Annotated in this window: 18 protein-coding genes; 8 read left to right on the forward strand and 10 right to left on the reverse strand. The window is 58.4% G+C overall.

Annotation, left to right across the window (positions count from 1 at the left end):
* Positions 1–40: 40 nt before the first annotated feature.
* The 3 genes from feoA to feoC are packed head-to-tail and all read left to right on the forward strand — an operon-like array spanning position 41 to position 2864.
* Complete coding sequence (feoA, locus tag GQR96_RS22990; RefSeq protein WP_004202154.1) at positions 41–268, forward strand: ferrous iron transporter A; 228 nt, start codon at positions 41–43, stop codon at positions 266–268.
* 28 nt (positions 269–296) lie between these two features.
* A complete protein-coding gene (gene feoB / locus GQR96_RS22995; protein WP_236948537.1) occupies positions 297–2615 on the forward strand; it encodes a Fe(2+) transporter permease subunit FeoB in 2319 nt (772 codons plus the stop codon).
* A gap of 9 nt (positions 2616–2624) precedes the next feature.
* On the forward strand, positions 2625–2864 hold the full coding sequence (feoC, locus tag GQR96_RS23000; RefSeq protein ID WP_004202151.1) for a [Fe-S]-dependent transcriptional repressor FeoC: 240 nt from the start codon (positions 2625–2627) through the stop codon (positions 2862–2864).
* A gap of 87 nt (positions 2865–2951) precedes the next feature.
* Here the strand turns inward: feoC and GQR96_RS23005 are convergent, their stop codons facing one another.
* On the reverse strand, positions 2952–3221 hold the full coding sequence (locus GQR96_RS23005) for a YdgH/BhsA/McbA-like domain containing protein (RefSeq protein ID WP_004202149.1): 270 nt from the start codon (positions 3219–3221) through the stop codon (positions 2952–2954).
* A gap of 120 nt (positions 3222–3341) precedes the next feature.
* Complete coding sequence (gene bioH, locus GQR96_RS23010) at positions 3342–4115, reverse strand: pimeloyl-ACP methyl ester esterase BioH (RefSeq protein ID WP_017899964.1); 774 nt, start codon at positions 4113–4115, stop codon at positions 3342–3344.
* A gap of 39 nt (positions 4116–4154) precedes the next feature.
* On the opposite strand from bioH, the gene gntX reads away from it, so the two are divergent.
* The 3 genes from gntX (at position 4155) to gntT (ending at position 7116) form a co-directional block, all read left to right on the forward strand.
* Positions 4155–4829, forward strand: coding sequence for a DNA utilization protein GntX (gene gntX / locus GQR96_RS23015; RefSeq protein ID WP_048295667.1), 675 nt, complete (start codon positions 4155–4157; stop codon positions 4827–4829).
* 58 nt (positions 4830–4887) lie between these two features.
* Positions 4888–5463, forward strand: coding sequence for a Fe-S biogenesis protein NfuA (gene nfuA / locus GQR96_RS23020; RefSeq protein ID WP_069734273.1), 576 nt, complete (start codon positions 4888–4890; stop codon positions 5461–5463).
* A gap of 336 nt (positions 5464–5799) precedes the next feature.
* On the forward strand, positions 5800–7116 hold the full coding sequence (gene gntT / locus GQR96_RS23025) for a gluconate transporter (protein WP_004202142.1): 1317 nt from the start codon (positions 5800–5802) through the stop codon (positions 7114–7116).
* Positions 7117–7218: 102 nt separating this feature from the next.
* On the opposite strand, the gene malQ is transcribed toward gntT, so the two are convergent.
* Together malQ and malP are read right to left on the reverse strand one after the other, a co-directional pair.
* Complete coding sequence (gene malQ / locus GQR96_RS23030; protein ID WP_065903834.1) at positions 7219–9312, reverse strand: 4-alpha-glucanotransferase; 2094 nt, start codon at positions 9310–9312, stop codon at positions 7219–7221.
* 10 nt (positions 9313–9322) lie between these two features.
* A complete protein-coding gene (gene malP / locus GQR96_RS23035; RefSeq protein WP_004202140.1) occupies positions 9323–11713 on the reverse strand; it encodes a maltodextrin phosphorylase in 2391 nt (796 codons plus the stop codon).
* Between the two features lie 624 nt (positions 11714–12337).
* On the opposite strand from malP, the gene malT reads away from it, so the two are divergent.
* Positions 12338–15043, forward strand: a complete 2706-nt coding sequence (malT, locus tag GQR96_RS23040; RefSeq protein ID WP_004202139.1) for an HTH-type transcriptional regulator MalT — start codon at positions 12338–12340, stop codon at positions 15041–15043.
* Positions 15044–15058: 15 nt separating this feature from the next.
* Here malT and GQR96_RS23045 read toward each other — a convergent pair whose 3' ends face one another.
* Genes GQR96_RS23045 through glpE form a run of 3 tightly spaced genes read right to left on the reverse strand, consistent with a single transcriptional unit; the run spans position 15059 to position 17077 of the window.
* Positions 15059–15817 (reverse strand): DeoR/GlpR family transcriptional regulator, encoded by a 759-nt coding sequence (locus GQR96_RS23045; RefSeq protein ID WP_002920548.1) that lies wholly within the window; start codon positions 15815–15817, stop codon positions 15059–15061.
* A 49-nt stretch (positions 15818–15866) separates the two neighbouring features.
* A complete protein-coding gene (gene glpG, locus GQR96_RS23050; RefSeq protein WP_004151408.1) occupies positions 15867–16697 on the reverse strand; it encodes a rhomboid family intramembrane serine protease GlpG in 831 nt (276 codons plus the stop codon).
* A gap of 50 nt (positions 16698–16747) precedes the next feature.
* On the reverse strand, positions 16748–17077 hold the full coding sequence (gene glpE / locus GQR96_RS23055; protein WP_004202138.1) for a thiosulfate sulfurtransferase GlpE: 330 nt from the start codon (positions 17075–17077) through the stop codon (positions 16748–16750).
* Positions 17078–17281: 204 nt separating this feature from the next.
* Between glpE and glpD the strand changes: the two genes are divergently transcribed.
* Positions 17282–18790 (forward strand): glycerol-3-phosphate dehydrogenase, encoded by a 1509-nt coding sequence (gene glpD / locus GQR96_RS23060; protein ID WP_032456687.1) that lies wholly within the window; start codon positions 17282–17284, stop codon positions 18788–18790.
* Positions 18791–18878: 88 nt separating this feature from the next.
* Here the strand turns inward: glpD and glgP are convergent, their stop codons facing one another.
* Genes glgP through glgC form a run of 3 tightly spaced genes read right to left on the reverse strand, consistent with a single transcriptional unit; the run spans position 18879 to position 24072 of the window.
* Positions 18879–21326, reverse strand: a complete 2448-nt coding sequence (glgP, locus tag GQR96_RS23065) for a glycogen phosphorylase (protein ID WP_004202135.1) — start codon at positions 21324–21326, stop codon at positions 18879–18881.
* Positions 21327–21343: 17 nt separating this feature from the next.
* Positions 21344–22777: a glycogen synthase GlgA gene (gene glgA, locus GQR96_RS23070; protein WP_004202133.1), complete on the reverse strand. Its 1434-nt coding sequence runs from the start codon at positions 22775–22777 to the stop codon at positions 21344–21346.
* Positions 22777–24072: a glucose-1-phosphate adenylyltransferase gene (gene glgC, locus GQR96_RS23075; protein WP_002920566.1), complete on the reverse strand. Its 1296-nt coding sequence runs from the start codon at positions 24070–24072 to the stop codon at positions 22777–22779. The genes glgA and glgC overlap by 1 nt, the downstream gene beginning before the upstream one ends.
* Positions 24073–24127 lie beyond the last annotated feature (55 nt).

Below are 24127 nucleotides of genomic sequence, written 5' to 3' on the forward strand. Positions count from 1 at the left end.
GGTCAATTCATCTTCGGTTAGCGATAGACAAGTAGGCCCTATGCAATTCACACCTGATAGTGCGTGGAAAATCATTGGATTCTCCCGCGATATTAGCCCAGCATACCGTCAAAAATTGCTCTCCCTCGGCATGCTGCCCGGATCCTCTTTTCATGTGGTGCGCGTGGCGCCGCTCGGCGATCCTGTTCATATTGAAACCCGACGCGTCAGTCTGGTATTACGCAAAAAAGATCTCGCCTTAATCGAACTGGAAGCGGTTGCACAATAACGGCTGGCCCGGCACAAGAGTCTGAAATATGAAAAAATTAACCGTTGGTTTAATTGGTAATCCTAATTCCGGCAAGACCACTTTATTTAATCAACTGACCGGCGCCCGCCAGCGCGTGGGCAACTGGGCCGGGGTCACCGTTGAGCGTAAAGAGGGCGTGTTCGCCACCACTGACCACCATGTCACGCTGGTTGACCTCCCCGGGACCTACTCTCTGACCACCATCTCTTCGCAGACCTCGCTGGACGAGCAGATCGCCTGCCACTACATCCTCAGCGGCGAGGCCGACATGCTGATTAACGTGGTCGACGCCTCCAACCTCGAGCGAAACCTCTATTTGACGCTGCAGCTGCTTGAGCTGGGGATCCCCTGCGTCGTGGCGCTGAACATGCTGGATATTGCCAAAAAGCAGCAGGTGCGTATCGATATCGATGCCCTCGCCGCGCGCCTCGGCTGCCCGGTCATTCCGCTGGTTTCGACCCGCGGACGCGGGATCGAAGCGCTGAAGATTGCCCTCGACCGTCATCAGGCGAACAGCGATATTGAGCTGGTCCATTATCCGCAGCCGCTGCTGCGCGAAGCTGACCTGCTGGCGCAGCAGATGTCAGCGCAGATCCCGGTCAAGCAACGGCGCTGGCTCGGTCTGCAGATGCTGGAGGGCGACATCTACAGCCGGGCCTATGCCGGCGACGCCGCCGATAAACTGGATATCGCCCTGGCGAATCTTAGCGACGAGATCGACGACCCGGCGCTGCATATCGCTGACGCGCGCTATCAGACCATCGCCGCCATTTGCGACGCCGTCAGCAACACCCTGACCGCCGAGCCAAGCCGCTTTACCGCGGCGATGGACAAGGTGATCCTCAACCGCTTCCTCGGGTTGCCGATTTTTCTCTTTGTCATGTATCTGATGTTCCTGCTGGCGATCAACATCGGCGGCGCGCTGCAGCCGATTTTTGACGCCGGCTCGGTCGCGGTCTTTATTCACGGTATTCAATGGCTGGGCTACACCCTGCACTTCCCGGACTGGCTGACCGTGTTCCTCGCCCAGGGGATCGGCGGCGGTATCAACACCGTGCTGCCGCTGGTGCCGCAGATCGGCATGATGTATCTGTTCCTCTCTTTCCTTGAGGACTCCGGCTACATGGCGCGCGCCGCCTTTGTCATGGACCGCCTGATGCAAGCTCTCGGCCTGCCGGGAAAATCCTTTGTCCCGTTGATTGTCGGTTTCGGCTGTAACGTGCCGTCGGTGATGGGCGCCCGCACCCTCGACGCCCCGCGCGAACGTCTGATGACCATTATGATGGCGCCGTTTATGTCCTGCGGCGCGCGGCTGGCGATCTTCGCCGTCTTCGCGGCCGCGTTCTTTGGTCAGAACGGCGCGCTGGCGGTCTTCTCGCTCTACGTGCTGGGCATTGTGATGGCCATTCTCACCGGCCTGATGCTGAAGCACACCATTATGCGCGGCGAAGCCTCGCCGTTCGTGATGGAGCTGCCGGTGTACCACGTCCCGCATATCAAGAGCCTGATTATCCAGACCTGGCAGCGCCTGAAAGGCTTTGTGCTGCGCGCCGGGAAGGTGATCGTCATTGTCAGCATCTTCCTCAGCGCGCTGAACAGCTTCTCGCTGAGCGGTAAGGTCGTCGACAACATCAACGACTCCGCGCTGGCCTCGGTGAGCCGGGTCATTACTCCGGTGTTTAAACCGATCGGCGTGCATGAAGATAACTGGCAGGCCACCGTGGGCCTGTTTACCGGCGCGATGGCGAAGGAGGTGGTGGTCGGTACGCTGAACACCCTCTATACCGCCGAAGATATCCAGAACGAGGAGTTCAATCCGCAGACCTTCAGCCTCGGCGAAGAACTGCTGGCGGCCGTCGACGAGACATGGCAGGGACTGAAAGACACCTTCAGCCTCAGCGTCCTGGCCAACCCCATCGAAGCCAGCAAAGGCGATGGCGAAATGGCCACCGGCGCGATGGGCGTGATGGGCAGTAAATTTGGCAGCGCCGCGGCGGCTTACAGCTATCTGATCTTCGTTCTGCTCTACATCCCCTGCATCTCGGTGATGGGCGCCATCGCCCGCGAATCGAGCCGCGGCTGGATGACCTTCTCCATTCTGTGGGGGCTGAATATCGCCTATTCGCTCTCGACGCTCTACTACCAGACCGTCAGCTTTAGCGACCATCCGCGCTACAGCCTGGCGTGTATCCTGGCGGTGGTATTATTCAACGTGGTGCTCTTCGGTCTGCTGCGTCGGGCGCGCAGCCGGGTTGACGTCTCGCTGCTGGCCACCCGGAAAACGCCGACCTCCTGCTGTTCCAGCCCGGCTGGCGATTGCCACTAAGGAGGAGCGGTGGCGTCGTTAATGGAAGTCCGCGATATGCTGGCCCTGCAGGGCCGCATGGAGGCGAAACAGCTCAGCGCCCGCCTGCGGACGCCTCAGCCGCTGATTGACGCCATGCTCGAACGCATGGAAGCCATGGGCAAGGTGGTACGGATCAGCGAAACGAGCGAGGGCTGCCTCTCCGGCAGCTGTAAAAGCTGTCCTGAAGGGAAAGCGGCGTGCCAGCAGGAGTGGTGGGCGCTGCGATGAAGGGAGTAAGGCCAGCCAGCGCCATGAGGTAAAACGAGTGTGACAGCAGAGAAAAACGGGCCAACAGGCCCGTTTTTTATGACTGGATTATTTATACACGTCAGCGTTAGCGTGAACGGTTTTTTCGTTTTTCTGCCCGGCAATCACCACAAAGTATTTTCCACCCAGCTCATCAGCTTTTTTCGACAGATCGCGTCGGGCGTCCATCGGCGAGGTCGTCCTTGAGGTCGTGATGCTGCCGACCTTGGTCAGATTCATCTTCGCCACGTCCTCTTTTTGGATCTCTTTCGCTGCGAATGCGCCAAAAGAAAGACAGCCAATCACCAGAGATGCAACCATTCCTGTAACAAGTTTCATAGCCTCTACTCTCCATTAGGTTGTTATTGTAGGTCACGGTGGCGGAATGAAATAATCAACCACCGTAACAACCTAAGTATTGCTGTGAATGGCCCTTTTACCATGGCGCGGCAAAAAAAATTACTCCAGCCGTTTTTTGAGCGCCATCAGCGGCTCGCAAAAGGCTGCGGGATGGGAAACAAACGGCGCATGCGCTGCCTTGTCAAAGAGAATTGACTCGCTTTCCGGCCATAGCTTATCCAGCAGCGGGACAATCTTGCGCGGCACCAACCCGTCCAGTCGACCGTACAGCCGCAGAAACGGCATCGGCAGCCCGACCAGCGCCTGGCGCAGATCGACGGTTCTGAGGATCTCCAGACCGCCGTTCAGCGCCTCAGCGGAAGGCATCGGCAGCGAGAGCACCGCCTGCTTTAACGCCCGCGCATCCTGACGGGCGCTCTCCGTGCCCATGGTTTGCAGTGCGAGGAACCGCTCGACGGTGCGCTGGAAATCCTCGCTCAGCTGCTGCTGAAATCCGGCCAGCACCTCCGGCTTGATGCCGGGCCAGTCCTCATGAGCCGCGAAACAGGGGGAAGAGGCAACCGTTACCAGCGCCTGCACCCGTTGCGGACGCATAATCGCGACCTGGCTGGCCACCAGCCCGCCCAGGCTCCAGCCCAGCCACACCGCCTGAGGCGGAGCCTGCTCCAGCACCCGCTGCGCCATCGCCTCCAGTGACATCGCCCCAAACCCGCCGCTACGGCCATAGCCAGGCAGGTCCACCAGGTGAAGGGTAAAATGCGAAGCCAGCTGCGGCGTGATGCAATCCCAGACCTGAGCGTTCAGTCCCCAACCGTGCAGCAGCACAAGATGACAATCACCTTCGCCGATTGTTTGCCACCAGATGTCGTTCATCCGTTACCGTTCTCTTTTTTACTGGACAGAAGGCCAAATATGCTAACAGCACACAGCTTATGCTGGCTATGCCAAATGCCGCTGGCGGTCGCCCGCTGGGGGATCTGCTCTCGCTGCAGCCGCGCCCTGCTCGCCTGCCCCCCGCTCTGCCCGCAGTGCGGCCTGCCGGCGGCAATGTCCCGGCATCCCTGCGGCCGCTGCCTGCAAAAGCCGCCGCCCTGGCATCGAATGGTGGCGGTCAATGACTATCGTTCGCCGCTGAGCGACCTGGTGCGGCAGCTGAAGTTTCACCATCGTCCGGAACTGGGCCCCGCCCTGGCGCGCCTGCTGCTGCTGCGCCTTAAACAGCGCGACGATTTGCCGCCGGTAGACGCGCTGGTCGGCGTGCCGCTGTGGCATCGCCGCCGCTGGCGCCGGGGTTATAATCAGTGCGATGAGCTGTGCCGACCGTTGGCCCGCTGGCGTGGGTGCGTCTGGCGTCGCGACGGCCTGACGCGCCAGCGAGCGGGCGCCGTGCAGCATTCGCTCAATGCCCGCCTGCGCAGGCAGAACCTGAAAAATGCCTTTCAGCTTGAATTTGCCGTCCAGGGACTCCATATCGCTCTGGTGGATGATGTCGTCACGACCGGCAGCACCGTCGCCGAGATATCCCGCCTGCTTTTGCGAAACGGCGCCGCGACGGTTCAGGTATGGTGTATATGCCGTACCTTGTAGACCCCCGCTGATGGGCGTATTATAACCCAGTAAAATAGTCAACTATTAGGCCAACGCTATGATCCGTATTTCCGATGCTGCACAAGCGCACTTTGCCAAACTGCTGGTAAATCAGGAAGAAGGGACGCAAATTCGCGTATTTGTGATTAATCCCGGCACCCCAAACGCTGAGTGCGGCGTATCCTACTGCCCACCGGATGCGGTGGAAGACACCGACACGGCGCTGAAATTTGAACAGCTGACCGCCTATGTCGATGAGCTCAGCGCGCCCTATCTGGAAGACGCTGAAATTGATTTCGTCACCGACCAGCTTGGCTCGCAGCTGACCCTGAAAGCGCCGAACGCCAAAATGCGCAAAGTCGCTGACGATGCCCCGCTGATGGAGCGCGTCGAGTACCTGCTGCAGTCGCAGATTAACCCGCAGCTGGCCGGCCACGGCGGTCGCGTGTCGCTGATGGAGATCACCGACGACGGTCTGGCTATCCTGCAGTTCGGCGGCGGATGCAATGGCTGCTCGATGGTCGACGTAACCCTGAAAGAAGGTATTGAAAAACAGCTGCTGAACGAGTTTCCAGAGCTGAAAGGGGTTCGCGATCTGACCGAGCACCAGCGCGGCGAGCACTCCTACTACTAAGCCTTTCCTCCGGCGGCACCCTGTCGCCGGCTCTCCTTGCTCCTTTCTGTGTTACCGCGCAACATCTCTTACTAAACGACCGGCAAAAACCGGGGAAAGAGTATGACTTAAGTCTCATATTTAACATTTTCCCCGGTCAGGTGATTCTCAACCCTCACATGTTACCCGTATCATCCACTTCAGGCACCACCGGCAAAAAAATAGCCAGCTATCCTTTCTCTGGGTAAGGATAATGCAAGCGTTTACGGTGCCAGACTATTTTGCTCCCTGACGGAGCGGATGCTCTACAGGTTCAAACTTTGACGTTACCCATAACAAATTAAGGCCAGGTAAATCATGCCATTAGTCATCGTTGCTATCGGGGTTGCCCTGTTATTGCTGTTAATGATCCGTTTCAAAATGAACGGCTTCATTGCGCTGGTTCTGGTGGCGCTCGCCGTCGGATTAATGCAGGGTATGCCACTGGATAAAGTGATCGTTTCCATCAAAAACGGCGTTGGCGGCACCCTTGGCAGCCTCGCGCTGATCATGGGCTTCGGCGCTATGCTCGGTAAGCTGCTGGCAGACTGCGGCGGCGCTCAGCGTATCGCCACCACGCTTATCAATAAGTTCGGTAAGAAGCATATTCAATGGGCGGTGGTCCTGACCGGCTTCACCGTCGGTTTCGCCCTGTTCTATGAAGTGGGCTTCGTACTGATGCTGCCGCTGGTGTTTACCATCGCCGCCTCGGCCCGTATTCCGCTGCTGTACGTCGGCGTACCGATGGCTGCCGCGCTCTCCGTCACCCATGGCTTCCTGCCGCCGCACCCGGGTCCGACCGCGATCGCCACCATCTTCCACGCCGATATGGGTAAAACGCTGCTCTACGGCACCATTCTGGCTATCCCGACGGTTATTCTCGCCGGCCCGGTTTTCGCCCGTTTCCTGAAAGGCATTGATAAGCCGATCCCGGAAGGCCTGCATAACCCGAAAGTGTTCACTGAAGAAGAGATGCCTGGCTTTGGCGTCAGCGTCTGGACCTCGCTGGTTCCGGTGATCCTGATGGCGATGCGCGCCGTGGCCGAGATGATCCTGCCGAAGGGCCACGCCTTCCTGCCGATTGCCGAATTCTTCGGCGACCCGGTCATGGCCACCCTGATTGCGGTACTGATCGCCCTGTTCACCTTCGGTTTGAACCGCGGCCGCTCCATGGAGCAGATCAACGACACCCTGACCTCTTCTATTAAAATCATCGCCATGATGCTGTTGATCATCGGCGGCGGCGGCGCCTTCAAACAGGTGCTGGTGGATAGCGGCATGGATAAATACATCGCTTCTATCATGCACGAATCGAATATGTCTCCGCTGTTTATGGCATGGTCCATCGCCGCGGTACTGCGTATCGCGCTGGGTTCGGCGACCGTTGCCGCCATCACCGCGGGCGGGATCGCCGCGCCGCTGATCGCCACCACCGGCGTCAGCCCTGAGCTGATGGTTATCGCGGTTGGCTCCGGCAGCGTTATCTTCTCCCACGTGAACGATCCGGGCTTCTGGCTGTTCAAAGAGTACTTTAACCTGACCATCGGCGAGACCATCAGGTCCTGGTCGGTGCTGGAAACCATTATCTCGGTCTGCGGCCTGGTAGGCTGTCTGCTGCTGGGGATGGTGGTCTAAGGTTACTCCCGCCACAGAAAAAGGCCGGTCCGCATGATGCGGACCGGCCTTTTTTATCGGACATCCTCTTCGCCGCGCAGAGGAGCGCGCGGCGGGGAGTCATCAGGAGGCGGCTTTTTTGCTCGCCGCCTTGCGCCGTTTATCCAGATCCTTAATCAGCTTATTGACCTGTTCATCGGCAAACATCTGCTCAAGGGTGACGGAAAGCTTCCGGCGCCAGTTCGGGTACTCGGTGCTGGTGCCCGGAATATTGACCGGCGACGCCATCTCCAGCCAGTCTTCCGGCTGCAGGCCCAGCAGGGCGCTGTTGCTGTCGGCAATATAACGTTGCATCCCCCGGTTGAGGATCCCCGTCATGCTCATCAGGGAGGCCTTATGACCGGCACGCTTGGGCAGACAGCCGTACTTATGCAGCGCATCCAGCAGCCCTTGTTTCGCCAGCTCACGGTCCTGGTACAGGCCGCGCAGCACCACCTCATCAGGATAGAGACCCAGCGCTTTACCTAACGTCAGATCGCCGCTTTCCCAGTAGCCGCGGAGGGTGGGCAGGTCGTGCGTCGTCGCCACAGCCATTGATTGCTCCGGGTACAGCGCCGGCGCGCGGAACGTTTTCTCTGCATCGCTCTCAAAATAGAGCACCTTATAAGAATAGACGCCGCTGTTGCGTAACTTGCTGACGATCTCCACCGGTACCGTGCCCAGATCTTCGCCGATCACCATGCAGCGATGACGCTGGCTTTCCAGCGCCAGAAGCGACAGCAGATCGTCGACGGGATACTGAACGTAAGCGCCATGGTCGGCGGTTTCACCATAGGGGATCCACCACAGACGCAGCACTGACATCACGTGATCGATGCGCAACGCGCCGCAGTTCTGCATATTGGCGCGCAGCAGGTCGATAAACGGCTCATAGGCGCGAGCGGCAATAATATGCGGATCCATCGGCGGCAGGCCCCAGTTCTGCCCCAGCGGACCCAGAATATCCGGCGGCGCGCCCACGGACGCTTTCAGGCAGTACAGCTCACGGTCGCACCAGGTCTCCGACCCGCCTTCGGCGACGCCCACCGCCAGATCGCGGTAGAGGCCGATCGGCATCCCATCGCGCTGGCTGGTTTCCCAGCAGGCGGCAAACTGGCTCCAGGCCAGCCACTGCAGCCAGAGATAGAAACTGACGTCGTCCTCATGCTCGACGCAGAAGGCTTTCACCTCCGGGCTGTCGATATCCTGAAAGGCCTTCGGCCAGGCCGGCCAGCCCCAACGCAGCGGGTCCTGTTGAACCTGCCAGGCGTGCAGCGCATCGAAAGCGGCCTGCCAGTAAAGGCTTTCCCCTTCACGCAGAACAAACTCGCGGAACGCCGTCATCTGCTCATCTTCACGACGAGAGAATCGTTTCCACGCCATACGCAGCGCGGTCATTTTCAGCGTGGTGACCGCGGTATAGTCCACATCATCCGTTTGCCGCGCCGCCTGCAAGGCCTGCTGCGTCGCTGCGGACTGCCACCACGCCTGCGCCTCTTCGCTATGCTGGAAATCGTCAACCGCATTGACGTCGATGTAGATAACGTTCAGCCAGCGACGTGAAGACGGGCTATAGGGGCTGGCGCTCTCCGGGTTCGCCGGATAGAGGGCATGGATCGGGTTGAGACCAATAAACGACCCGCCGCGGCGGGCGATTTCCGGCAGCATGGCGCGCAGATCGCCAAAATCGCCGATCCCCCAGTTTTTCTCCGACCGCAGGGTATACAGCTGCACGCAGGTGCCCCACAGCTTTTTCCCCTCTTTCAGCGGCTGCGGCTCATAGCAGCGGGCCGGAGCGACGATGGTCCGGCAGTGCCAGCGCTCCCCCTCCTGGGTGAGCGTCAGGGAGTGATACCCTTCCGGCAGTTTGGCCGGCAGCGGCAGCGTCTCGCCGCCGCGGGTTTTACCCTGATACTGCTTACCGTCCTCAGTGGTCAGGATCCACTGATACTCACCGCGTCCTGCCACCGGCAGCGACATTGTTTTGCCGTGGGTGAAGATCTTCACGTTCGGCAGCGGGTTAACCGCCACTTTCGTGGCGGCGGTTGAGCGATGCATCGCATCCAGTAGACGCTGTTTGGTGACAGCCGCAATAGACTGCGGCTTGCCGTGCGCGTTGATATAGCTGGGGCTGATGCCCGCCGCCAGCGCGGCATTATCGAGGCGTTTACTCTCCATAGGCCTTCCTTTAGCGTTTCGCCTGCCAGATACGTTGCTGATAATCGCGGATCGAGCGGTCGGAGCTGAACATGCCGCAGCGCGCGGTGTTGAGAATTGTCGCGCGGGTCCAGGCCTCCTGGTCGCGATACAGCTCATCTACCCGTTTTTGCGCCGCCACGTAGGCTTCGAAATCGGCCAGCACCAGATACGGGTCGCCGCCCTGCAGCAGGCTGTGCAGCATCTGGTCGAAGGCATGCTTGTCGCCGTTGCTATAGGTGCCGTTCTCCAGCTCCTTAAGCACCGCATCAAGCAGTTTGTCTTTTTTACGCCATTTCAGCGGATCGTAGCCTTTCGCTTTCAGGGCTTTCACTTCTTCTACCGTGTGGCCGAAGATAAAGATGTTCTCTTCACCGACCTGCTCGGCGATTTCCACGTTGGCGCCATCCAGCGTCCCGACGGTCAGCGCGCCATTCAGCGCCAGTTTCATGTTGCCGGTGCCAGAGGCTTCTTTGCCCGCGGTGGAGATCTGCTCGGAGATATCTGCCGCCGGGATCAGTTTTTCCGCAGCCGAAACACAGTAGTCCGGCAGGAAGACCACTTTCAGCTTATCGCCGACTTTCGGGTCGTTGTTGATCGCTTCCGCTACCTTGTTGATGGCGAAAATAATGTTCTTCGCCAGATAGTAGCCCGGCGCCGCTTTAGCGCCGAACAGGAAGACGCGCGGTACGCGATCGGCCTGCGGGTTTTCGCGGATCTCTTTGTACAGCGCAAGGATATGCAGCAGGTTGAGGTGCTGACGCTTGTACTCGTGCAGACGTTTGATCTGAATGTCGAAAATCGCCTGCGGGTTGATCTCAATCCCGGTACGCTGCTTCACAAACTCGGCCAGATGAACTTTGTTGGCCTGCTTAATATCGCGATAGGTCTGACGAAACGCCGCATCGTCAGCGTATTTTTCCAGATTGATCAGCTGGTCAAGGTCATTGGCCCACTCTTTTTTCAGCGTCTCATCCAGCAGCGTGGCCAGCGCCGGGTTGCACTGCTTGATCCAGCGGCGCGGTGTGATGCCGTTGGTCACGTTATGGAATTTGTTCGGCCACAGCTGGTTATATTCCGGGAACAGATCTTTCACCACCAGGTCCGAGTGCAGCGCCGCTACGCCGTTGACGGCAAAACCGCCCACCACGCACATGTTGGCCATCCGCACCTGCTTGTTATGCACCACCGCCAGTTTCGCCCAGACCTGCTTATCGCCCGGCCAGGTTTTGTCCACCAGCAGTTTAAAGCGGTCGTTAATCTCTTTAATGATCTGCATATGGCGCGGCAGCAGCGCTTTCACCAGCTTCTCATCCCAGCACTCCAGCGCTTCCGGCATCAGGGTATGGTTGGTGTAAGCAAAGGTTTTGCTGGTGATCGCCCAGGCGTCATCCCAGCTCAACTGGTGCTCGTCGATCAGCACGCGCAGCAGCTCCGGGATGGCGATGGTCGGGTGCGTATCGTTCAGCTGGATCACTTCGTAATCCGCCAGCTCGGCCAGCTTGCGGCCTGCCAGATGATGACGACGCAGGATATCGGCCACTGAGCAAGCGCACTGGAAGTACTGCTGCATCAGGCGCAGTTTTTTACCGGCCTGATGGTTGTCGTTCGGGTACAGCACCTTGGTCAGTTTTTCCGCGTCGATGCCCTGCTGCTCGGCGCGCAGGAAATCGCCGTCGTTGAATTTGGTCAGGTTAAACGGATGAGCATGTTTGGCCTGCCACAGACGCAGCGGCTGGGCGACGTTGTTGCGATAGCCTAGCACCGGCAGGTCCCAGGCTTCGCCGGTAATGACGAACGCCGGCTGCCACTCGCCGTTTTTACTGACTTTGCCGCCGATACCGACCTGGACATCCAGCGCGTCGTTATGGCGGAACCACGGGTAGCTGCTGCGGCCCCAGTCGTCCGGAGCTTCCTTCTGCTGGCCGTCGTCAAAGGACTGGCGGAACAGACCATACTGGTAATTGAGGCCGTAACCGGTCGCCGACTGCCCCACGGTCGCCATGGAGTCGAGGAAGCAGGCTGCCAGACGGCCCAGGCCGCCGTTACCCAGCGCCGGGTCGGTCTCTTCTTCCAGCAGATCGGTGAGGTTGACGTCATAGCCTTTCAGCGCGTCGCTCACGCCCTCGTACCAGCCCAGGTTGAGCAGGTTGTTGCCGGTCAGGCGGCCAATCAGAAACTCCATCGAGATGTAGTTAACGTGACGCTGTCCTTGCGCTGGTTTTGCCACCGGCTGCGCCGACAGAAGTTCCGCCAGCGCTCCGCTGACGGCGCGCCACCATTGACGCTGCGTCATCTCGGAAGCGGACTGTAAACCAAAACGCTGCCACTGACGCGTCAGTGCAGCCTGAAACTGAGCTTTGTTAAATGAAGTCTGTGACATAATGAGATCCGGGTCCTTTACTAAAACGATGGCGCTAGTGTGCCGACCTCCCGATTCATCGTCCTCATCCCGACGGGGATTAGACAGGGAGGAGTGCCGGGGATGAGCGAAAAGTGTGATCCTGACCACTATAGTGTGGGTGAGAAGGCCAAAATATGCTGTAAAAATCACCGCAGTATGACAGTCGAGATGCCATTTCTGCCGACCAAAAATTTGTTACAGGCCAATACGCGGCAAAAATTTTCCCGCCCTTCGCAGGGTTATTAAAAAAATAAATAGAGACCTCCGGGAAAATAAGCACATTTCATCACATTAACCCGCAAAAAAGATTACTTCTAAGAAATCACTGACAATAATTTAATAAAAACAAACAACTACTTCAGACATAAAATTAATCTCTCCCCGCTCCGCTCACCACCGGCTAAAAACCGCTGATGACGAGTCCTGCCTGCGATTTTTCCCCATTCGCAACCAATGTCGAAATTTGTGACATAGAGCAAATTCAAGAGCATAAACTTCGGACATAACTTGCAATAAATTTCATAATCACCGACCTTATTAGATATTAATTACGAAGCGCAAAAAAAATCGCAACCTCTCTCTTGCACAGCGAAATGTAGAACTATGTTGATTCCGTCCAAATTAAGTCGTCCGGTCCGCCTTGAACACACCGTGGTTCGTGAGCGTTTACTGGCGAAACTTTCCGGCGCGAACAATTATCGTCTCGTGCTGATCACCAGTCCTGCCGGGTACGGTAAAACAACGCTCATTTCTCAGTGGGCCGCAGGTAAAAACGATCTTGGGTGGTTTTCGCTGGACGAAGGCGACAACCAGCAGGAGCGTTTTGCCAGTTATCTGATCGCGGCGATCCAGCAGGCCACCGGCAACCACTGCGCGGCCAGTGAAGCGATGGTGCAAAAGCGCCAGTACGCCAGCCTCTCCTCTCTTTTTGCGCAGCTGTTTATTGAACTCGCCGACTGGCAGCGCCCGCTGTACCTCGTCATTGATGATTACCATCTGATCAATAATCCGGTGATCCATGACGCGATGCGCTTTTTCCTCCGCCATCAGCCGGAGAATATGACCCTCGTGGTCCTGTCGCGGAACCTGCCGCAGCTGGGGATTGCCAACCTGCGCGTCCGCGATCAGCTGCTGGAGATTGGCAGCCAGCAGCTGGCCTTTACCCACCAGGAAGCGAAACAATTTTTCGACTGCCGTCTGACGTCGCCTATCGAAGCCGACGACAGCAGCCGGCTGTGCGACGACGTCGCCGGGTGGGCCACCGCGCTGCAGCTCATCGCCCTCTCCGCCCGCCAGAATAACTCCTCCGCCCAACACTCCGCCCGCCGACTCGCCGGGATTAACGCCAGCCATCTGTCGGATTATCTGGTGGATGAAGTGCTGGATAACGTCGACGCCCGCACGCGCAATTTTTTGCTGAAGAGTTCGCTGCTGCGCTCAATGAACGACGCGTTAATCGTTCGCGTCACCGGCGAAGAGAATGGCCAGATGCAGCTGGAGGAGATCGAACGTCAGGGGCTGTTCCTGCAGCGGATGGATGATTCCGGCGAATGGTTCCGCTATCACCCGCTGTTTGGCAGTTTCCTGCGCCAGCGCTGTCAGTGGGAGCTGGCGGTTGAACTGCCGGAGATCCACCGCGCCGCGGCGGAAAGCTGGATGGCGCAAGGCTTCCCCAGCGAGGCCATCCACCATGCGCTGGCGGCCGGCGATGCCAAAATGCTGCGCGATATCTTGCTCAATCACGCCTGGGGCATGTTTAACCATAGCGAACTGGGCCTGCTGGAGCAGTCGCTGTCGGCGCTGCCCTGGTCAAATCTGCTGGAAAATCCGCGCCTGATCCTGCTGCAGGCCTGGCTGATGCAGAGCCAGCATCGCTACAGCGAAGTCAACACCCTGCTGGCGCGCGCCGAGCAGGAGATGAGCGTCGAAATGGATACCGCGATGCATGGCGATTTCAACGCCCTGCGCGCGCAGGTGGCGATTAACGACGGCGACCAGGACGAGGCGGAACGTCTGTCGATGGTGGCCCTGGAAGAGCTGCCGCTGGCCAACTATTACAGCCGCATCGTCGCCACCTCGGTACATGGCGAAGTCCTCCACTGTAAGGGTAAACTGACCAAATCTCTCGCCGTGATGCAGCAGACCGAACAGATGGCCCGCCGTCACGACGTGTGGCATTACGCCCTGTGGAGCATCATTCAGCAAAGCGAAATTCTGTTCGCCCAGGGCTTCCTGCAGGCCGCCTGGGAGAGCCAGGAGAAAGCCTTCCAGCTGGTACGCGAACAGCATCTTGAGCAGCTGCCGATGCATGAGTTCCTGTTGCGCATCCGCTCTCAGCTGCTGTGGGCATGGGCGCGCCTCGACGAAGCTGAAGCCTGCGCCCGTCAGGGGATGGAGGTTCTCTCAACTTATCAACCACAGCAGCAGCTGCAGTGCCTGGCGCTCATGGTGCAATGCTCGCTAGCGCGCGGCGATCTGGATAATGCCCGCAGCCACCTGAACCGACTGGAGAACCTGCTCGGTAATGGTCACTATCACAGCGACTGGGTCTCCAACGCCGACAAGGTGCGGGTGATCTACTGGCAGATGACCGGCGATAAAACCGCGGCGGCCAACTGGCTGCGCCAGACGCCGAAGCCGGAATTCGCCAATAACCACTTCCTGCAGAGCCAATGGCGCAATATTGCCCGCGCGCAGATCCTGCTGGGCGATTTCGAACCCGCGGAAATGGTGCTGGAAGAGCTGAACGAAAATGCGCGTTCGCTGCGTTTGATGAGCGATCTCAACCGCAACCTGCTGCTGCTCAACCAGCTGTACTGGCAGGCAGGACGCAAGAGCGAAGCGCAGAAAGCCCTGCTGGAAGCCCTGACGCTCGCCAACCGCACCGGCTTTATCAATCACTTTGTGATTGAGGGCGAGGCGATGGCCCAGCAGCTGCGCCAGCTGATCCAGCTGAACACCCTGCCGGAGCTGGAGCAGCATCGCGCCCAGCGTATTCTGCGCGACATCAACCAACATCATCGCCACAAATTCGCCCACTTTGACGAAGGGTTCGTCGAGCGGCTGCTGAATCACCCGGAGGTGCCAGAGCTTATCCGCACCAGCCCGCTGACCCAGCGCGAATGGCAGGTGCTTGGCTTAATCTATTCCGGCTACAGCAACGAGCAGATTGCCGGCGAGCTTGACGTGGCGGCCACCACTATCAAGACCCACATTCGCAATCTGTATCAGAAACTGGGCGTCGCCCACCGTCAGGACGCGGTGCAGCATGCCCAGCAGCTGCTTAAGATGATGGGATACGGCGTCTGACGACGCCGTTGCCGTTTAGCACAGCTCGAGCTGGAGGTTGTTATCGGTAATGACCTTCAGCACGCCCGCCGGGGGCAGCACGTCGGTATAGACCGCATCGACCATGCTGATGCTGCCCATGTTGACCATCGCGTTACGGCCAAACTTAGTATGGTCCACCACCAGCATCACGTGGCGTGAATTCTCAATGATCGCGCGCTTGGTGCGCACTTCATGATAATCAAACTCCAGCAGCGAGCCATCGCTGTCGACGCCGCTGATGCCGAGAATGCCGAAGTCGAGACGGAACTGCGAGATAAAGTCGAGGGTAGCTTCTCCGATGATCCCGCCGTCGCGGCTGCGCAGTTCGCCGCCGGCAAGAATAATGCGGAAGTCCTCTTTCACCATCAGCGTGTTGGCGACGTTAAGGTTATTGGTCACAATCCGCAGATCGTTGTGATCGAGCAGGGCGTGCGCCACCGCTTCCGGCGTGGTGCCGATATCGATAAACAGCGTCGCCCCGTCCGGGATCTCGCTGGCCACCCGCCGGGCGATACGCTCTTTCTCCGCCGTCTGGGTCGCTTTGCGATCGTGCCAGGAGGTGTTCACCGAGCTGGAGGGCAGCGCCGCGCCGCCGTGGTGGCGGAGGATCATTTTCTGTTCGGCTAAATCGTTCAGGTCGCGGCGGATGGTCTGCGGGCTGACCGCAAACTGCTCAACCAGCTCTTCCGTGCTGACGTAACCCTGTTTTTTTACCAGCTCGATAATGGCGTCATGACGTTGTGTTTGTTTCATGAAATATCCCTGGAAAAATGTCGCCTACCCGACCCCTGTCGGTAAGTCTTTATGCGCGTTTTCGCCCATGCAAGGTATCGACAAACGCCATCGCCAGACCGGTCGCCAGACCAGCCACGTGCGCGCCGTTGGCGATCGCCATGCCGAAAACATCAAACCAGCCAGCAATTAACCACACTAAAGAGAAGAGTATTAACCCGCGCTGCAGATAAATACCGCTCTGCGGATCGCGCTCGCCCCGCAGCCAGACATAGCCCATCAGCGCGTAGACCACGCCCGACAGGCCGCCAAACCACGGGCCGCTAAACTGGTGCTGCACAAAGCCGCTCAGCAGGGCGCTGATGACGGTGATCACCACCAGCTTGCCGCTGCCGATGCGCTTTTCCACCGCGCCGCCGAGATACCACCACCATAGCAGGTTGAAGAGAATATGCATCAGCGAGAAATGCATGAAAGCATGGCTGAAATAGCGCCAGGCTTCGAACTGCAGCGAAGGATCGTAGGGCCAGGCCAGCCAAATCATCACCGGCTGATCGCCCAGCAGATTTTGCAGGATGAATACCGCGATGCAGATTAGCAGAATCGCCCAGGTGAACGGGCCGGCGTTATGCCGCAGCGTGGCAAAGAAAGGAAAGCGCTGATAGCGCAACCCGCTATTGGTCTGCCCGGACTGCCAGCTCGCCGCCAGATAGCGCGGGTCCGCCGGGTTTTCGAGAAAACGCGCCAGCTCAGCCCTGACGCGCCCGGCCTGGCTCTCATCAGCCAGCCAGACGTCGCTCTGGGTGTGCTGCTGGATAGTCAGGATAATCCCCTGCGTCGCCATATAATCGACAAACGCCTGGGCCACGCGCGGGTTGGCAAAAGAGGTAATCATTAACATGCAGCGAATCGCTTATTCCACACAAAGGGAGATAGTATACCTGCCAGTCGTTAAAACGTCCCGTGCGCCACTTCCGCCGGGAAATGGCGATGCCAGGCGTCGAACCCGCCGTCAACGCTGTAGACCTTATCAAACCCCTGCTGCAGCAGATACTGCGCGGCGCCCTTGCTGCTGTTGCCGTGATAGCACATCACCATCACCGCCGTGTCAAAGTCGTGATCACGCATAAACGCGCCCAGCGTATCGTTGGTCAGATGAAACGCGCCCGGCGTATGGCCCATCGCATAGCTTTGCGGATCGCGGATATCGACCAAAACCGCCGTCTGCTGATGCAGTTTCTGGTGCGCTTCTTCAACGTTGATACATTCAAACTGTTCCATGGTTCTCTTCTCTTTCTCGTCATGACGGGCGATGGCCGGCCCAATTTTACCCTGTAGTGTACCGTCAGGCGGTAAAGAAACGCCAATATGTTACACCCATCACTCCAAAATGTTTTTTTGATGTTACCAAAAGCGCGTTTGTTTGCTATAGTGAGCGATATCGAGCATTTGTGAGCTTAAACGAAAGTGTGAGAGGGTAAGAACGTGGAAACCAAAGATCTGATTGTGATAGGCGGAGGCATCAACGGTGCCGGTATCGCGGCAGATGCCGCCGGGCGTGGTTTATCCGTACTGATGCTGGAAGCGCGCGATCTCGCCTGCGCCACCTCCAGCGCCAGTTCCAAACTGATCCACGGCGGGCTACGCTACCTCGAACACTATGAGTTCCGCCTGGTCAGCGAAGCGCTGGCCGAACGCGAAGTGCTGTTAAAAATGGCCCCGCATATCGCCTTCCCGATGCGCTTTCGTCTCCCTCATCGCCCGCATCTGCGTCCAGCATGGATGATCCGTATCGGCTTGTTTATGTACGATCATCTGGGCAAACGCACCAGCCTGCCGGGATCCACCGGCTTGCGTTTTGGCGCAGAATCGGTACTTAAGCCGGAAATTGTGCGCGGTTTCGAATATTCCGACTGCTGGGTCGACGATGCCCGCCTGGTGCTGGCCAACGCGCAGATGGTCGTCCGCAAAGGCGGCGAAGTACGCACCCGCACTCGCGCCATCTCGGCAAAACGAGAGAATGGCCTGTGGGTGGTGGAAGCGGAAGATATTGATAGCGGCGAGAAGTTTACCTGGAAGGCGCGCGGTCTGGTCAATGCCACCGGTCCATGGGTCAAACAGTTCTTCGACGAAGGGATGCATCTGCGCTCGCCTTACGGTATCCGCCTGATTAAGGGCAGCCACATCGTGGTGCCGCGGGTACATACCCAGAAGCAGGCCTACATTCTGCAAAACGAAGATAAACGTATTGTGTTTGTTATCCCGTGGATGGATGAGTTCTCCATCATCGGCACGACGGACGTCGAGTATAAGGGCGATCCGAAAGCGGTGGCCATTGATGATAAAGAGATTAATTACCTGCTGAACGTCTATAACGCGCACTTTAAAAAGACCCTCAGCCAGGACGATATCGTCTGGACCTACTCCGGCGTCCGTCCGCTGTGCGACGACGAGTCGGATTCGCCGCAGGCGATCACCCGCGACTACACGCTGGATATTCACGATGAGAACGGCCAGGCGCCGCTGCTCTCCGTCTTCGGCGGGAAGCTGACCACCTATCGCAAACTGGCCGAGCACGCGCTGGAAAAACTGACCCCCTATTACAAAGGGATCGGCCCGGCATGGACCAAAACCGCGGTGCTCCCCGGCGGCGATATCGGCGGCGACCGCGACGACTACGCGGCAAAACTGCGCCGTCGCTTCCCGTTCATCAGCGAATCACTGGCCCGCCATTATGCCCGCACCTACGGGAGCAACAGCGAGTGGATCCTGAAGGAAGCCAGCGCCCTGAGCGATCTGGGAGAAGATTTTGGCCATGAGTTTTATGAAGCCGAGCTGAAGTATCTGGTTGAGCATGAATGGGTGCGCAGCCTGGATGACGCCATCTGGCGCCGTACCAAACAGGGCATGTGGCTGAATGGCGAGCAGCAGGCGCGCATCAGCGAATGGCTGGCGCAGCATGCGGGAAAGTCTGAGCTGTCGTTAGCGTCGTAACGCTGCCGGCGGAAACGCCTGAGGCCAGGTTCAACCGCAATAATGAAACAACGGGGCCAAATGGCCCCGTTGTGTTGCGTTGACTGGCTTACAGCCTTACCGGGTCGATATGCCAGATATATTTCGCGTACTCCTGGATCGTCCGGTCGGAAGAGAAGTAGCCCATGTTGGCAATATTCAGCATCGCCTTATAGGCCCACTCTTCCGGATGTTGATACAGCTCGTCGACGCGATCCTGGCAGTCCACATAGCTGCGATAGTCCGCCAGCACCTGGTAGTGGTCGCCAAAGTTAATCAGCGAATCCAGCAGGTCGCGGTAGCGCCCCGGTTCCGACGGGCTGAAAACGCCGGTACCGATCTGGGTCAGCGCCTGGTGAAGCTCTTCATCCTGCTCGTAGTATTCGCGCGGTTTATAGCCGCTGCGACGCAGCTCCTCCACCTCTTCCGCGGTGTTACCGAAGATAAAGATATTCTCTTCGCCCACGTGCTCCTGCATCTCCACGTTCGCCCCGTCGAGGGTGCCGATAGTCAGCGCGCCGTTAAGGGCAAACTTCATATTACTGGTGCCGGAAGCTTCCGTGCCTGCGAGGGAGATCTGTTCCGACAGGTCTGCTGCCGGAATGATCAGCTGCGCCAGGCTGACGCTGTAGTTGGGGATAAAGACCACCTTCAGCTTGTCGCCAATCTGCGGATCGTTATTGATTACCGCTGCCACATCGTTGATCAGGTGAATAATATGCTTGGCCATGTAGTAGGCTGAAGCCGCCTTACCGGCGAAAATATTCACCCGCGGCACCCACTCGGCCTGCGGATCGGCTTTGATCCGGTTATAGCGGGTAATAACGTGCAGCACATTCATCAGCTGGCGTTTGTACTCGTGAATGCGTTTGATCTGCACATCAAACAGCGCCTTCGGATTCACCACCACATTGAGCTGCTGCGCAATATAGCTGGCCAGCCGCTGTTTGTTTTCCAGTTTAGCCTGACGCACTGCCTGGTTGACCGTCGGATAGTCGATATGCTGCTTCAGCTCGTCAAGCTGGCTCAGATCGGTCCGCCAGGTGCGGCCGATATGCTCATCCAGCACTTTCGACAGCGGCGGGTTGGCCAGCGCCAGCCAGCGGCGCGGCGTGACGCCGTTGGTCACGTTGGTAAAGCGCATCGGGAAAATTTTAGCGAATTCGGCAAACAGCGACTCCACCATCAACCGGGAATGGAGCTCCGACACCCCGTTGACTTTGTGGCTGACCACCACCGCCAGCCAGGCCATCCGCACGCGACGGCCGTTGGACTCGTCAATGATCGAGGTACGGCTGAGCAGCGCGGTATCGTTGGGATACTGCTCCTGCAGGGTCTTGAGAAAGTAGTCGTTAATCTCAAAGATAATCTGCAGATGGCGCGGGAGAATTTTACCCAGCATATCCACCGGCCAGGTCTCGAGCGCTTCGCTCATCAGGGTATGGTTGGTATAGGAGAAGACCTGGCAGGTCACTTCGAACGCCTCGTCCCAGCTGAATTTATGCTCATCGATAAGCAGGCGCATCAGCTCCGGTATAGATAGCACCGGGTGGGTATCATTCAGATGAATGGCAATCTTGTCCGCCAGGTTGTCATAGGTCTTATGCAACATGTAATGGCGGCTCAGGATATCCTGCACCGTGGCCGAGACGAGGAAATACTCCTGGCGCAGGCGCAGCTCGCGGCCGGAGTAGGTTGAGTCGTCCGGATAGAGCACGCGGGATACGTTTTCGGAGTGGTTCTTATCCTCGACCGCGGCGAAATAGTCACCCTGGTTGAACTTACCGAGGTTTATTTCGCTACTGGCCTGTGCGCTCCACAGACGCAGCGTGTTGGTGGCGTCAGTGTCAAAGCCGGGGATAATCTGGTCGTAGGCTTCAGCGATGATCTCTTCCGTCTCAATCCAACGGGTTTTCTTCCCCTCCTGCTGAATGCGGCCGCCGAAGCGCACTTTATAGCGGGTATTGTGGCGCTCAAACTCCCACGGGTTACCGTACTCCAGCCAATAGTCAGGGGACTCTTTTTGCCGGCCATCGACGATATTCTGTTTAAACATCCCGTAGTCGTAGCGGATCCCATAGCCGCGTCCCGGCAGGCCTAGCGCCGCCAGGGAGTCAAGGAAGCAGGCCGCCAGGCGGCCCAGACCGCCGTTGCCAAGCCCGGGGTCGTTCTCTTCATCGATCAGCTCTTCGAGATCGAGCCCCATCTCCGCCAGCGCGCTGCTCACATCGTCATAGATGCCGAGCGACAGCAGGGCATTCGAGAGGGTACGGCCGATCAGGAACTCCATCGACAGATAGTATACCTGGCGCACTTCCTGCGAGAGCTGCGCGCGGTTGGAGCGCAACCAGCGCTCCACCATGCGATCGCGAACGGCAAACAGCGTGGCGTTAAGCCATTCATGCTTGTTGGCGATGGCCGGATCTTTGCCGATGATAAACATCAGCTTATAGGCAATAGAATGCTTTAACGCCTCAACGCTCAGCGTCGGTGATGCATAGCTAAAGGGTACATTCATAACAATGACTCCAGTGGTTACATCAAGCGTTGATAAAGTTCGCGATAGGAGTTCGCGGCAACCTGCCAGCTAAAATCCATATTCATCGCCTGACGCTGCACATAGCGCCAGAGCGATGGGCGCGACCAGAGGACAAAGGCGCGACGAATAGCGCGCAGCAATGACAGCGCATTGCTGTCCTCAAAGACAAAACCTGTCGCCAGACCATCGGCAAGGTTCTCCAGCGAACTGTCTGAGACCGTGTCCGCCAGACCGCCGGTGCGGCGCACCAGCGGCAGCGTACCGTACTTCAGACCGTACAGCTGGGTCAGGCCGCAGGGTTCAAAGCGGCTCGGGACCAGAATGACGTCGGCGCCCCCCATAATGCGGTGGGAGAAGGCCTCATGGTAGCCAATCTGCACGCCCACTTTGCCTGGATGTTCGGCGGCGGCGGCGAGGAACCCTTCCTGCAGCACCGGATCGCCAGCGCCCAGCAGCGCCAGCTGGCCGCCCTGCTCAAGCAGGCCCGGCAGCGCTTCGAGCACCAGATCCAGCCCTTTCTGGCTGGTGAGACGGCTGACGACAGCAAACAGCGGCGCTTTATCATCGACCTTCAGGCCCATGGCGATCTGCAGCTGACGCTTGTTCTCCGCCTTCTCCTCCAGCGTGTCGCGATCGTAGCGCATCGGCAGCAGGAGGTCGTTTTGCGGGCTCCAGATACCGTCGTCAACGCCGTTGAGAATTCCCGACAGCCGTCCTTCATGATGGCGCTGACGCAGCAGCCCCTCCATGCCGTAGGCGTACTGCGGCTCGGTGATCTCGCGCGCGTAGGTCGGGCTCACCGCCGTAATATGATCGGCGTAGTAAAGACCGGCCTTCAGAAACGAGATCTGGCCGTTAAACTCGAGGCCATGCATGTTGTAAAACGACCACGGCAGTTCGATATCATTCATATGCCAGGAGTAAAACATCCCCTGGTACGCCAGGTTATGCACGGTAAAGACCGATTTAGCCGGGCGGCCGCGCGCCGCCAGGTAGGCCGGCGTCAGGCCGGCGTGCCAGTCGTGGGCATGGACCACATCCGGTCGCCAGAATGGATCCAGTCCGCTGGCCATTTCGCTTCCCACCCAGCCCAGCAGCGCAAAGCGCAGAACGTTGTCGGTATAAGCGTGCTGGTTGGTATCGTGGTAAGGGCTCCCCGGCCGGTCATAGAGATGCGGGGCGTCTATCAGATAGATCCCCACGCCGTTAAAGTGGCCGTACAGCAGCGTGATCCGCCCGGCGAACGTATCCCGGCGGGTCACCACCTGGGCATCCACCACGCCGCGGCGGATATCAGGAAACGCCGGCAACAGCACGCGCGTATCGATACCCTCCGCGATTTGCGCCGCCGGCAGCGCGCCGATGACGTCCGCCAGACCGCCCGTCTTTAACAGCGGGAACATCTCAGAACATACATGTAAGACCTGCATTAGCGCTCCTGTTTGTGCCCCAATTTCCGCAGCATGTCGCGGGTTACCAGCACGATACCTTCCTCTGAGCGATAGAAGCGGCGTGCATCCTCTTCCGCGTTCTCACCAATCACCATACCTTCCGGGATGACGCAGGCGCGGTCAATCACGCAGCGACGCAGGCGGCATGAGCGCCCCACCCAGACATCTGGCAACAAGACTGCCGAATCAATGTTACAGAATGAGTTCACCCGCACGCGCGGGAACAGCACCGACTGCACCACCACCGACCCGGAGATAATGCACCCCCCGGAAACCAGCGAGTTCAGGGTCATGCCGTGGCTACCGGAGCGGTCCTGCACGAACTTCGCCGGCGGCAGCGATTCCATATGGGTACGGATCGGCCAGTTCTGGTCGTACATATCCAGCTCCGGCGTGACTGACGCCAGATCGAGGTTGGCCTTCCAGTAGGCTTCCAGCGTCCCCACGTCGCGCCAGTACGGCTCGGCGTTCGGGTCGGACTGCACGCAGGAGAGCGGGAAAGGATGTGCATAAGCCATGCCAGCTTCAGTGATCTTCGGAATGATGTCTTTGCCGAAATCATGGCTGGAGTTCTCGTTGCGATCGTCTTCTTCCAGCAGCTCATAAAGATAGGCGGCGTCAAAGACATAAATGCCCATGCTGGCCAGCGATTTGGTCGGGTCGGTCGGCATCGCCGGCGGGTTGGCGGGTTTCTCGACAAACTCAATGATCTTTTCGTTTTCGTCGACCGCCATGACGCCGAAGGCGGATGCCTCTTCAATGGGCACCGGCATGCAGGCCACGGTGCAACGCGCCCCTTTTTCGACATGGTCGATCAGCATGCGCGAGTAGTCCTGCTTATAAATATGGTCGCCCGCGAGGATCACCACGTACTCGGCCTTGTAGCGGCTGATGATATCCAGGTTCTGCGTCACCGCATCCGCCGTGCCGCGATACCAGTTTTCGCCGTGTACGCGCTGTTGAGCCGGCAGCAGATCGACAAACTCGTTCATCTCTTCGCTGAAGAAAGACCAGCCGCGCTGGATGTGCTGCACCAGCGTATGCGACTGATACTGGGTAATAACGCCGATGCGGCGGATCCCTGAGTTAATGCAGTTAGATAATGCGAAATCGATAATACGGAACTTGCCGCCGAAGTGAACGGCAGGTTTCGCACGCTTAATGGTGAGATCCTTAAGCCGGGTGCCACGGCCGCCCGCGAGGATCAACGCCACGGATTTGATGGGTAATTGACGCGCCAGCATCAGCGGATCGTTTTTTTCAAGCCTAACCATGATTAACTCCTTTTTACACCCCCGCTTTCCTGCTCATCCCGCCGCGCCGCCGCCA

The sequence above is a fragment of the Klebsiella sp. PCX genome (genome assembly GCF_021869705.1).
Lineage (GTDB): Bacteria > Pseudomonadota > Gammaproteobacteria > Enterobacterales > Enterobacteriaceae > Klebsiella > Klebsiella quasipneumoniae.

Coding starts and splice junctions, on each gene's coding strand:
- bioH (WP_017899964.1), bottom strand. CDS start 4,115: ATGAACGACATCTGGTGGCAAACAATCGGCGAAGGTGATTGTCATCTT.
- glgC (WP_002920566.1), bottom strand. CDS start 24,072: ATGGTTAGGCTTGAAAAAAACGATCCGCTGATGCTGGCGCGTCAATTA.
- nfuA (WP_069734273.1), top strand. CDS start 4,888: ATGATCCGTATTTCCGATGCTGCACAAGCGCACTTTGCCAAACTGCTG.
- gntT (WP_004202142.1), top strand. CDS start 5,800: ATGCCATTAGTCATCGTTGCTATCGGGGTTGCCCTGTTATTGCTGTTA.
- gntX (WP_048295667.1), top strand. CDS start 4,155: ATGCTAACAGCACACAGCTTATGCTGGCTATGCCAAATGCCGCTGGCG.
- GQR96_RS23045 (WP_002920548.1), bottom strand. CDS start 15,817: ATGAAACAAACACAACGTCATGACGCCATTATCGAGCTGGTAAAAAAA.
- glgA (WP_004202133.1), bottom strand. CDS start 22,777: ATGCAGGTCTTACATGTATGTTCTGAGATGTTCCCGCTGTTAAAGACG.
- glgP (WP_004202135.1), bottom strand. CDS start 21,326: ATGAATGTACCCTTTAGCTATGCATCACCGACGCTGAGCGTTGAGGCG.
- malP (WP_004202140.1), bottom strand. CDS start 11,713: ATGTCACAGACTTCATTTAACAAAGCTCAGTTTCAGGCTGCACTGACG.
- malT (WP_004202139.1), top strand. CDS start 12,338: ATGTTGATTCCGTCCAAATTAAGTCGTCCGGTCCGCCTTGAACACACC.
- glpE (WP_004202138.1), bottom strand. CDS start 17,077: ATGGAACAGTTTGAATGTATCAACGTTGAAGAAGCGCACCAGAAACTG.
- feoA (WP_004202154.1), top strand. CDS start 41: ATGCAATTCACACCTGATAGTGCGTGGAAAATCATTGGATTCTCCCGC.
- GQR96_RS23005 (WP_004202149.1), bottom strand. CDS start 3,221: ATGAAACTTGTTACAGGAATGGTTGCATCTCTGGTGATTGGCTGTCTT.
- feoB (WP_236948537.1), top strand. CDS start 297: ATGAAAAAATTAACCGTTGGTTTAATTGGTAATCCTAATTCCGGCAAG.
- glpG (WP_004151408.1), bottom strand. CDS start 16,697: ATGTTAATGATTACCTCTTTTGCCAACCCGCGCGTGGCCCAGGCGTTT.
- malQ (WP_065903834.1), bottom strand. CDS start 9,312: ATGGAGAGTAAACGCCTCGATAATGCCGCGCTGGCGGCGGGCATCAGC.